This is a genomic window from Nocardia sp. CC201C (genome assembly GCF_030010695.1).
GTDB lineage: Bacteria > Actinomycetota > Actinomycetes > Mycobacteriales > Mycobacteriaceae > Nocardia > Nocardia otitidiscaviarum.
In genome coordinates this window covers 1-2,110 of sequence record NZ_JASCXP010000676.1, presented here as the reverse complement: position 1 = coordinate 2,110, position 2,110 = coordinate 1, and the positions used below count along the sequence as shown (strand labels likewise).

The window sequence follows — 2,110 nt, the reverse complement described above, 5'->3', positions numbered from 1 at the left end:
CCGGCAAGATCATGCGCCGGCTGCTGCGCGATGTCGCCGAGGGCCGCGAACTCGGCGACACCTCCACCCTGGTCGACCCGAACGTCTTCGAGGCCATCCGGGCCCGCCGGGCCTGATACCGCCCGCGGCGCGCGAACAGCCCTGTGACCTGCACAGTCACAGGGCCGTTTCACTCCGAGTCGGAACATTTCCGGCAAACCATTAGAATCCCGTAAAGGTGTGCCGGGAAGTCTGGTCGGCATGCGGCATGTGGCCGATCGCTCCCGGATGGGTTTCGCACGCCGCTGTTCTGTCGAACCGGCTGAAAGGTGCCCGAGTGATCACCCAGGTCCGCTCCGAGCTCTCCCGCTATCTACGGACCGAAACATTCGGTGGCGCACTGCTCCTCATCGCCGCCGCGGCCGCCCTGATCTGGGTCAACTCACCGTGGGGCGACAGCTATACGACCATGGTCGACACCCGGCTGGCGATTCCGCCGCTACATCTGGACCTCACCCTGGCCGACTGGACCAAGGACGGTCTGCTCGCCATCTTCTTCTTCGTCGCCGGGCTGGAGCTCAAACGTGAGCTGGTGGTCGGCGAACTCGCCGACCGCAAGAGCGCGTCCCTGCCGATCATCGCGGCGTTCGGCGGCGTGCTGCTGCCCGCGCTCATCGCCGTCGCGGTCGGCTGGGGCGTGGAGGGCATGGACCGCGGCTGGGCCATTCCGGTGGCCACCGATATCGCCTTCGCACTGGGTGTGCTGGCCCTCACCGGTTCCCGGATTCCGGCCGCCGCGCGCGTCTTCCTGCTCAGCCTGGCCGTGGTGGACGATCTGATCGCCATCATCCTGATCGCCGTGCTGTTCACCACCACGGTGAAGATGCTGTGGCTGCTGGCCGCCATCCTGTGTTTCGCGATCTGGTGGGTGGGTCAGAAGTACCGGGTGAGCACGCCGCTCCTGTACGTGCCGGTGGCGCTGGTGGCCTGGTACGCCCTGCACGAGGCGGGCATCCACCCGACGCTGGCGGGCGTGGCGCTGGGTCTGTTGACGCGGGTCCGGCCGGATCCGGACGAGGACGAGCACTGCGTGCCCGCGGCCAACCTCGAGCACTTCTTCCAGCCCATCTCCGCGGCCTTCTGCGTGCCGGTGTTCGCGCTGTTCGCCTCCGGCGTCACGCTGAACGCCGACGTGTTCTCGGAGATCTTCACCAACCGCCTGGGGCTGGCCATCGTGCTCGGTCTGCTGGTGGGCAAGACCGTGGGCATCTTCGGATTCGCCTGGGCCGCAATCCGGTTCGGACTGGCCAAGAAGCCCACCGATCTCGCCTATCGGGATATGTTCGCCCTGTCGGTCCTCGGAGCCATCGGCTTCACCGTTAGCCTCTTGGTGGCGGAACTCGCACTCGCGGATGTCGGCGACGGCTCCGCGGCGGAACTCGCGAAGGCGGCCGTGTTGCTCACGTCGTTGGCGGCTTCCCTGGTGGGTTCGGCGCTACTGTTGCGTCGTGGCCGTGCTCACCAGGCGGCGCGAGACGAGCGGGCACTGCAGGAACAAGAGAGTGACTGACCGGGCGGTACCGGGACGGGTCGACTGACACGGAGAAGGGTCGAGCAATTGAGCTTCACACAGGGCGGCAACGGTCAGGAAGGGCGTCATGCCCGTACCCTCACCTCGATTCCACTGTCCGAGGTCGATGCTCGCTCCGAAAGCATCGGCGGACTGGTTCGTGATGCCACCGAGCAGATGTCGACGCTGGTGCGGGCCGAGGTGGAGCTCGCCAAGGCCGAGGTCACCGGGGAGATCAAGAAGGGCCTGCAGGGCAGCGTCTACTTCATCGTCGCGCTGACCATCCTGCTGTTCAGCTCGTTCTTTTTCTTCTTCTTCCTGGCCGAGCTGCTGGATATGTGGATGTGGCGCTGGCTGGCGTTCCTCCTCGTCTTCCTGCTGATGGTGGTGGCCGTGGCGGCCTTCGGCGGCCTGGGCTATCTCAAGGTGCGCAAGCTGCGCGCCCCCGAGAAGACCATCGAGTCGCTCAAGGAGGCGAAGACCGTGCTGCCCAGCGGTTTCGGCGCGCCCGGGGCGCACGAGGCCGCGCCGGGCGCGCTCGTCAAATTCCGAGCGTAGGGC

The 2,110-nt window shown here is 66.7% G+C and carries 2 protein-coding genes; both read left to right on the top strand.

What is annotated here, in order from left to right; genetic code table 11:
- Window positions 1–319: 319 nt before the first annotated feature.
- Window positions 320–1,549, top strand: coding sequence for a Na+/H+ antiporter NhaA (nhaA, locus tag QK444_RS35800; RefSeq protein ID WP_282786482.1), 1,230 nt, complete (start codon window positions 320–322; stop codon window positions 1,547–1,549).
- A 48-nt stretch (window positions 1,550–1,597) separates the two neighbouring features.
- Window positions 1,598–2,107, top strand: a complete 510-nt coding sequence (locus QK444_RS35795; protein WP_282786480.1) for a phage holin family protein — start codon at window positions 1,598–1,600, stop codon at window positions 2,105–2,107.
- The last annotated feature ends 3 nt before the right edge of the window (window positions 2,108–2,110 follow it).